The 505-nt window shown below is 51.1% G+C and carries 1 rRNA gene; it reads right to left on the bottom strand.

The features are described 5' to 3' along the window. Positions 1-505, bottom strand: a 23S ribosomal RNA gene (locus tag MM239_RS20925); the annotation flags it as partial.

The raw sequence follows: 505 nt of genomic DNA, 5'->3' as shown, positions 1-505 counted from the left end.
GATAACATCCCCTCTTAACCTTCCGGCACCGGGCAGGTGTCAGGCCTTATACTTCGTGTTGCCACTTCGCAAAGCCATGTGTTTTTGCTAAACAGTCGCCTGGGCCTTTTCACTGCGGCCTCCCACTATCGTGGGTAGGCGCCCCTTCTCCCGAAGTTACAGGGCCATTTTGCCGAGTTCCTTAGCCATGATTCACTCGAGCACCTCAGGATTCTCTCCTTGACCACCTGTGTCGGTTTGCGGTACGGGTCGATATACGCTTAACGCTAGAAGTTTTTCTTGGAAGCCCTTAGGACAACTATCCGATTGTCCGTAGACGCTCGGTACTATCACTTTCGGCTAGATCCACGCATTTAACTATGAATCCAATACCTACATGCTTTAACCCGGTATTCCGTCACCGGGCGTGTCTTTCATCACTCCGTCACTCCATCACCTGTATATCAAGTATGGGAATATTAACCCATTTGCCATCGACTACGCCGTTCGGCTTCGCCTTAGGTCC

The organism is Belliella filtrata, assembly GCF_022549775.1.
Lineage (GTDB): Bacteria > Bacteroidota > Bacteroidia > Cytophagales > Cyclobacteriaceae > Belliella > Belliella filtrata.
The sequence above is the reverse complement of the archived record's forward strand: the minus strand, read 5'-3'. Positions and strand labels throughout refer to the sequence as shown.